Below are 7,696 nucleotides of genomic sequence, written 5' to 3' on the forward strand. Positions count from 1 at the left end.
GCAATCATAGACAGGACAAAAGATCAGTGTGACCTTGTATGGCTTGAGAATCTGAATCTTCGCGGAGGTTTTAAGGCAGATATCATGAAATACATTTCCGATAAACATCCGGATCTGGTGCCGCTGTATGACGAAATCTATAACAAAAAGAACCGCAGCTATTTTGAAGCGCTGGAAAAGAAAGCAGAAGAGCTGGCTAAAAAGTATGATTGCAGGTTTGTTGATAATGAAACTCCGTATGAGAGAGTAGAGAAAGGACATCCAACAATCGTAGATTACTTTTACCACGAAGAAGTAAGAGGAACTGCCAATAGTGGAAAGAGAAATGTAATACATAATTCTTGATGGAAGAATAAACCGGAAGATAATCTTACAAAAGACAGACAAAGATTTAATGAGTAGAAAGTAAAATCAGAGTATTTTTTTTGATCGCGGTTATTAAAGTTGCCACCAGCAGCATACAGTAGCCCTGAGCTTTCTACCGTACGCAGCAGGTAAACAGCAACTCGCCCTAGAAATGCCACAAACACAGCGCTTAGGACATTGAAAAAGTTCTCAAAGAGATAATCATTCTGCAGATGCAGATTCGAAACCCCCAGATTTTATCTGGGGGTTTTCTTATATTAATCAAGTAGTTCAGATATTCTACGGCCGTTCTAAATCTTCATTGTTGCCTTGTTCTTAATTATTACGGTATTCACGAGGTGAACAGTGGAACAGTTCCTTAAATGATTTAGAGAAATAACTGTTGTTATCAAATCCACATAACTCATAAATTGTTTGAACTGAGTAAGTGCTGCTTTTAAGCATATATGCCGCATTTTGCAATCTGAAATTCTTAAGATATTTAATTGGTGAAATATTGATAATTGACTTAAAGCACCTAAGAACTTCACTTTTACTAACATTTGCAGCATTAGCCAGGTCATCTAACGTTATATTTTTAGAATAGTTTGAATGGATGTAGTTTAGGATTATCTGTACGCGCTCCTCTAACAGTGGATTTACTGTGTGGGTAAGCATACTTTCTGTTAGATTCATATGATTTAGTACAGCAAAAAAATCAGATAATTCATTTCTGACTGATATCTCGTAATCCTCTGGTTCATGATTTATTATTTCCCATACAGTTTTGATAATATTGTCCAATTTGCTAAAGAATATGGAATCTGACTTCAGTATAAAATCTCTAATACTTGCGCTATGGATGATAGGATGTAAATACTTTTTATAATAAATACTTTCTGTATTGCTGCTTATAACAGAGCTGTCAAATATGACAGATTTAAAAATTGCTGCATTGACGGGGTTATGATTACGCATGGAATGCAAAACATTGGTATTTATGAAAAATAAGTCTCCTTCTGAAAGTATATATTTTCTGTTACCGCATTCTAAAAGAATAACGCCCTTTTCGACATGGCCTATCTCAATTTCAGCGTGCCAGTGCCAGTTGACAAAATCTTCGGTGATATCATCTCTATATATGGCAACTGGAAACTCTACAGTTCCATGGGTTCCAGTTTCATCTATATTGAATGGAGTTGCTTGTTTTGATAATGATATACATGATGAGAGTGCCATAATTATTCCTCTTGGAGATATAGTTATACTATTTGACCATTTTATTCCTTTTATAATATTAACAATACGATATAATTACAATAATTTCTTTCGACTAACAAAAAGCACTAACAAAAAGAGGAGGCTGTAGATTATGTTTGATAATTTTAAATGGATCAATAAAGGTGAGATAAAAATTGAAGAGAATAAGGTTACAATAAAAGCACCGGCTTTGACAGATTTCTTCTGTGGTGGAAGTACAACAAGTGAAGAAGGAATTCTTCCTGAATCACTTTGTAATGCTCCATATTTCTACACAGATGTTAAGGGCGACTTCGTTCTTAATGTAAAGGTATCTCATGATTTTAAGGAAACTTATGATTCTGCATCTGTAATGGTTATGCAGGATATGGACAACTGGGCTAAATGCTGTTTTGAACTTACTGACTTTGGAACACACGCTGCTGTAAGTGTTGTAACTAAAGATGGTGAATCCGATGATGCTAATGGATGCGATATTGAAGGACAGAATTTTGCATATCTTAGAGTTTGTCGCGTGGGCAGAGCATTTTCTTTTCATTACTCCCTGGATGGAGTGCATTTCCACATGACAAGATATTTCTTAATGAAAGATGCTGAGTCTGTGAAAGTAGGTTTACTTGCTCAGGCACCTACAGGCCAAGGTGGAGACAGAATATACGAGAATCTTTCTATTGAAAGCAAAACGGTAAAAAATATCAGGGCCGGGGAATAAAAATGGAAGTAGAAAAGAATTATAAAAAAACACAGCTTGCATGCTATCTGGGATTTGTAACACAGGCCATCTGCGCTAATTTTGTACCGCTATTGTTTATAACATTTCATAATACATACAATATATCATTTGGAAAGCTGGCCGCTATTTCAACAGTATTCTTTGTTACACAGCTTGTAGTTGATTTTTTATGTGCAGGTATAGTAGATAAACTGGGTTACAGAGTATGCGTAATAGCTGCAGAGATTACATCAGGATTAGGACTTGCAGGACTTGCTGTATTACCTGACTTATTGTCAGTACCATTTTGGGGAATCCTTGTGTGTGTATTTATATATGCTGTTGGAAGTGGATTGACAGAAGTGCTGGTAAGTCCAATTGTAGAAGCATGTCCATTTGAAAATAAGGATACAATGATGAGTCTTCTTCATTCCTTTTATTGCTGGGGATGGGTTGGAGTTGTCTTGTGCTCCACAGCCTTCTTTACGGTTTTTGGTATAGAAAAATGGAGAATAATGGCACTTATATGGTCGGTCATTCCGCTTTATAACATTTTCAATTTTGCAACCTGTCCAATCGAACCACTGGTAGAAGATGGTAAGAGCATGACAATGCCCCAACTGTTGAAAACAAAAGCATTTTGGATTTTTATTATACTCATGATCTGCGCAGGTTCTTCAGAAATAGCGATGGGACAGTGGGCATCCGCCTATGCTGAATCAGCACTACATGTTTCCAAAACAGTTGGAGATTTGGCTGGACCCTGCGGATTTGCAGTGTGCATGGGAATCAGTAGACTTCTTTATGGAAAGTTCGGTGAAAAAGTTGATCTGACAATTTTCATGATGGCATCCGGAGTAATGTGCCTTATGTGTTATCTGGTTGCCGGACTGGCAAATATACCATGGGTTGGATTGATTGGATGTGCATTATGCGGATTTTCTGTAGGTATAATGTGGCCAGGTTCAATTAGTATATCATCACAGATACTTCCAACTGGAGGTACAGCAATGTTTGCACTTCTAGCGCTCGCAGGAGATTTTGGGGGAGCAATGGGCCCTGCTATTATTGGAAGTATATCTGAAAAAGCGGCTAATAATTTGCAGGCAGGAGTATTGGCAGGTATAGGTTTTCCTATCATTTTAGTAATTTCAGTGTTCTATATTCGAAATAAGTATCGATAGATATTCAAATTGGTGGAAGTAATATAGCAGGCAATATCGTCATATTATAACCATAGGTACTAACTATTCTGGTAGTATGATTATTCAATATTTCATAATGATGATTACTCTTTTAACGAGCTGCAGGTAGTAAAGGTCGCCAATGAATTCAATGATCCTGAACTTCTCAATAAAGTTTGGGTATATGATGATGGCATAGTTAAGGGAATGATACATCTGGAGGGAAAAGAAATTTCGGAATTATATGTAGATTACTTTTTTTGGAACCAAGGCATAGGAGCCCAATTGATAGAGTTCGCAAAAGAAAAATATGATAGCAGATTCCTATGGACGCTGGAGAAGAACAAAGAAGCTATTCATTTTTACAAGGCACATGGATTTAATCTCAACGAAAAAAGACAATTAGAAGAAGGCACACCTTAATATATCGTGATGCTAGAGCGAGACTGAAACTAGGATTATTTTTTAAAGAAATAACAAAGTTGCCACCAACCGCATACAGTAGCCCTGAGCTTCCGTCAAAGAGCAGAAAATCGTTATTGCTTATGACGAGCACGTGTCAACTGGTTATTTATGCGTTTTTTTTAGTTGTTCACGATATTCTGTAGGTGTTAGTCCATAATTTTTTTTGAATAGATAATAAAAATAAGATATGTTCTGAAAACCGCAAGCTTTGCTTATAATTGCAAATGAATTGTTTGAACAATCCATTTCATGTATCGCATGACGAAGACGGAGTTTGTTGATGTATTCTTTTACGGTCAGTGAAGTATTCTTTTTGATAATGCGATGGATATAGCTTTCTGATACGCCGCAGCATTCAGCAATTTGGCTGACATTTTGCAGAGTGGTATAGTTTGCGTCAATATAGTTTATGATTCTTTGGGCGCTGGATGTTTTGACATCACTAACAAATAAGCTGCTATCAGCGCAGTATTTCTTTTGAAATTTAGAGAGATCTATCAGTATTTGTGCAAGAAGCAAGTAGGATGACTCAGAAGTATGGCTCATAGCCTTATTCCAAGTAAGAAGTTTTTTTCTGTAATCTGCAGGAATGAAGATTATTGGTGTTTTAAAGCATGTTAAGTATGTGGAAACAATGTTTGGCTGAAAATATCTATCCAAATACTGCTTTGAAAAATGAATGCAGAGACCTGAGTAATCAGTATTTCCTTCACTGCGATGAGAAATATTGCTTTCAAATAGACATGCAAATCCTTCTTTTACAAGATGTGTGGTATTGCCAATAGTAACAGTTCTTTCTCCGGAAAGCAGTATATATATTTCATAATGGGTATGGTGATGCGAATAAGGCATAGACCATCCTTTTTTTGTTTCTTCATAGGACATTTCAAAGTTTTCATATACAAATGTTCGTTTATCTGCCATGGTATCTTTCTCCTTGTATTCATTGTATTCATTGTAGCAATGAGTTCAGAATAGCTCAATCAAAAAAATAATAGGTTCAGAATAGTGTATTTCATCATGAAAAGTAAAAGACTTATGATATAGCCAGAATATTTAAGATGGAGGCTATTTCGATGCGAAAAGAATTAATTAACGCAGCAGATAAATATCAAATGAATTGGATAGAGGGAGCTACCGAATGGGGAACAGTAAAGATACCATCACAGATTTCAGTTGATGTATGCTGTCAGGATGAAGAGGATATTATTACAGAGAAATATCTTTTTACTAATATCAGTGATAAGCCGCTTTTTACATCTCTTACGGATATTGGTATTTACACACCTTTTAATGATGATTATTGTGGTTCTGATATTTGTACAAAAATGCGTTGCCACACACATATATATTGTGGAGGAGAGATGTCTTATGTAATGGCTCTTCGCATGGGAGGTGAACCCCCTCACTTGGGGTTGGTACTGACAAAAGGCAGTCTTGCCGGATATAGTGTGGAGAGAGACCTTTCTCGTATCAGTAATGACAGGGGCGATTTTATTATGCATCCAACACCTCAGGTACTGAATCCGGGGGAGTCCTTTGAAATCGAATGGAAACTTTTCTGGCATCAGGGGAAAGAGGATTTTTATCAAAAGATTAATCAGATAAATCCCGGATATGTGGATGTACAGGCAGATCAATATGTTGTATTTGAAGGGGAAGATATAAAGATTTATGTGGATGGTGAAGAAAAACTTTATCAGAAATCTGAAAAACAAGGAGTACATACATTTTGCTTTGAAAAAAATGGGGTAAATGCTAAGTGTGCAGTTAATGTATTACCTGCGTTTCAGGAGCTTATAAAAAATCGAGTAACATATATTGCGGAAAAACAACAGCTTCATAAAGAAAATTGTCCTTTGGATGGTGCATATTTAATCTATGATACAAAAGAAAAACATATCTATTACCGGGCAGAGAATGATTACAACGGGGGACGTGAACGTGTCGGAATGGGTGTGCTGATGGCGGCCTATTTGCAAAGATTTTACGATGAAAAACTGATGGATAGTTTGAATCGGTATCTAGCATATGTGGAAAGGGAATTATATGATGATGAACATTCTTTAGTAGCCAATGATTACGGATATGACAATCATTTTCAGAGATTATATAACTATCCGTGGATGAGTTTGCTTTTCATAGAAGTATATCAATTGAAAAAAGATATAGACTACCTATACAAGGCATATAAGGTGATGAAATCATTCTATGAGCAGGGTGGTGATCATTTTTATGCAATTGCAATTCCGTTGGAGAAGCTTATGAAAAATCTATGGGTAGAAAAGATGTATGCGGAATATGAGGAACTACTTCAATATTTTCGTAATCATTGTGATACTTTCATGAAAAATGACATTTTGTATCCTGCTCATGAAGTTAATTATGAGCAAAGCATTGTTGCACCGGCGGCAAATCTATTATTGGAAATGTATTTGCTTACAGGAGAAGAAAAATACAAAGAAGCCGGAAAGCGTCAATTGGAAATTTTAGAGTTGTTTAATGCTCGTCAACCGCATTATCTTCAGTATGAGGTTGCAATTCGTCATTGGGATGGTTATTGGTTCGGTAAAAAGAGGCAGTATGGTGATACGTATCCGCATTACTGGAGTGCTCTTACAGGAAATGCTTATAGATTGTGGTATCGCATTAGCAAGGATGAACAGTATGATAAGATGTCGGAAGCTTCTTTGAGAGGTGTGCTCAGTTTGTTTTTTGCGGATGGCAGTGCCAGCTGTGCGTATGTATTTCCGGTAACAGTAAATGGTGAGCCGGGGCAGCGATATGATGATTACGCGAATGATCAGGATTGGGGAATGTATTTTTATTTGGTTTCGCAGTGCCATTCATTTCAATAGCTACAGGTATGATGAACCAGACAATCAATTAATGAAACGTTGAGAGTGGTTTATATTACAGTATATATGACAATAGAGAGGTTGATATGAATTTTCTATTTGTAGCACTTGGTGGTGCCTTGGGTGCAGTAGCGCGATATGCAATAAGTCTGATTCCTGTTAAGACTTATTTTCCGATATTAACTCTGATTACAAATATCCTCGGTGCCATACTAATTGGATTCGTTGTTGGAATTACCAGTAACCGAGAAAGTGTATCTGATAATACCATTCTTTTCTGGAAGACAGGGGTGTGTGGAGGTTTTACCACATTCTCTACATTTTCCCTTGAAGCTTTTAATTTGTTTGAGAAGAAACAATATATGAATGGCGGATTATATGTGGTACTGAGTTGTTGTTGCTGCATATTTGGAATTCTATGCGGAAAGAAACTTGCGACGATAATAAAACTTTGAATTTCAGGATAATGAAATAAGCAAATCGGGATTAGTGGAGTAGAACATGGATAAAAAAAGGGCTTTGTCTGGCGCCATAATTTTTATAACCCTGATGGGAATCGTAAGTCTGTTTTCGGACATGACTCATGAAGGCGCCAGAAGCATATTGGGCGAATATCTGAACCTCGCAGGGGCATCCGCTGCAACCATCGGATTTGTGTCCGGTATAGGAGAATTGTGCGGGTATTCACTAAGGCTCATATCCGGATTTATAGCAGATAAAACGAAGAAATACTGGACATTTGTTATCACAGGCTATGTAATACAGGCTCTGGCGATTCCTGCACTGGCACTCGTACCTGAACATGGCTGGATTTGGGCCTGCGGTCTTGTGATCCTGGAGCGTATCGGAAAAGCGATAAAAAAGCCTGCCAA

Annotated in this window: 8 protein-coding genes and 1 pseudogene; 7 read left to right on the plus strand and 2 right to left on the minus strand. The window is 37.0% G+C overall.

Going from position 1 to position 7,696, the window contains the following annotated elements; translation table 11 throughout:
• Positions 1 to 345, plus strand: a pseudogene (locus tag T359_RS0117260) (radical SAM mobile pair protein B); the annotation flags it as partial.
• Between the two features lie 336 nt (positions 346 to 681).
• Here the strand turns inward: T359_RS0117260 and T359_RS21915 are convergent.
• Complete coding sequence (locus T359_RS21915; protein ID WP_026518484.1) at positions 682 to 1,584, minus strand: AraC family transcriptional regulator; 903 nt, start codon at positions 1,582 to 1,584, stop codon at positions 682 to 684.
• A 133-nt stretch (positions 1,585 to 1,717) separates the two neighbouring features.
• On the opposite strand from T359_RS21915, the gene T359_RS0117270 reads away from it, so the two are divergent.
• The 3 genes from T359_RS0117270 (at position 1,718) to T359_RS22895 (ending at position 3,924) form a co-directional block, all read left to right on the plus strand.
• Positions 1,718 to 2,317 (plus strand): DUF1349 domain-containing protein, encoded by a 600-nt coding sequence (locus tag T359_RS0117270; RefSeq protein WP_022780009.1) that lies wholly within the window; start codon positions 1,718 to 1,720, stop codon positions 2,315 to 2,317.
• Positions 2,318 to 2,319: 2 nt separating this feature from the next.
• The gene (locus T359_RS0117275) at positions 2,320 to 3,501 is read left to right on the plus strand and encodes an MFS transporter (protein WP_026518485.1); all 1,182 of its coding nucleotides are present in this window, start codon (positions 2,320 to 2,322) and stop codon (positions 3,499 to 3,501) included.
• Positions 3,502 to 3,621: 120 nt separating this feature from the next.
• A complete protein-coding gene (locus T359_RS22895; RefSeq protein WP_255367899.1) occupies positions 3,622 to 3,924 on the plus strand; it encodes a GNAT family N-acetyltransferase in 303 nt (100 codons plus the stop codon).
• A 144-nt stretch (positions 3,925 to 4,068) separates the two neighbouring features.
• Here the strand turns inward: T359_RS22895 and T359_RS0117285 are convergent, their stop codons facing one another.
• The gene (locus T359_RS0117285) at positions 4,069 to 4,890 is read right to left on the minus strand and encodes an AraC family transcriptional regulator (RefSeq protein WP_022780012.1); all 822 of its coding nucleotides are present in this window, start codon (positions 4,888 to 4,890) and stop codon (positions 4,069 to 4,071) included.
• A 152-nt stretch (positions 4,891 to 5,042) separates the two neighbouring features.
• On the opposite strand from T359_RS0117285, the gene T359_RS0117290 reads away from it, so the two are divergent.
• The 3 genes from T359_RS0117290 to T359_RS0117300 all read left to right on the plus strand — a co-directional run.
• Positions 5,043 to 6,824: a hypothetical protein gene (locus tag T359_RS0117290; RefSeq protein ID WP_026518486.1), complete on the plus strand. Its 1,782-nt coding sequence runs from the start codon at positions 5,043 to 5,045 to the stop codon at positions 6,822 to 6,824.
• A gap of 86 nt (positions 6,825 to 6,910) precedes the next feature.
• Positions 6,911 to 7,279: a fluoride efflux transporter CrcB gene (gene crcB, locus T359_RS0117295; RefSeq protein WP_013282473.1), complete on the plus strand. Its 369-nt coding sequence runs from the start codon at positions 6,911 to 6,913 to the stop codon at positions 7,277 to 7,279.
• Between the two features lie 46 nt (positions 7,280 to 7,325).
• Positions 7,326 to 7,696, plus strand: a 371-nt coding sequence (locus T359_RS0117300) for an MFS transporter (protein ID WP_026518487.1), incomplete at its 3' end; no start/stop codon positions are given.

The sequence above is a fragment of the Butyrivibrio sp. MC2021 genome (assembly GCF_000621605.1).
Lineage (GTDB): Bacteria > Bacillota > Clostridia > Lachnospirales > Lachnospiraceae > Butyrivibrio.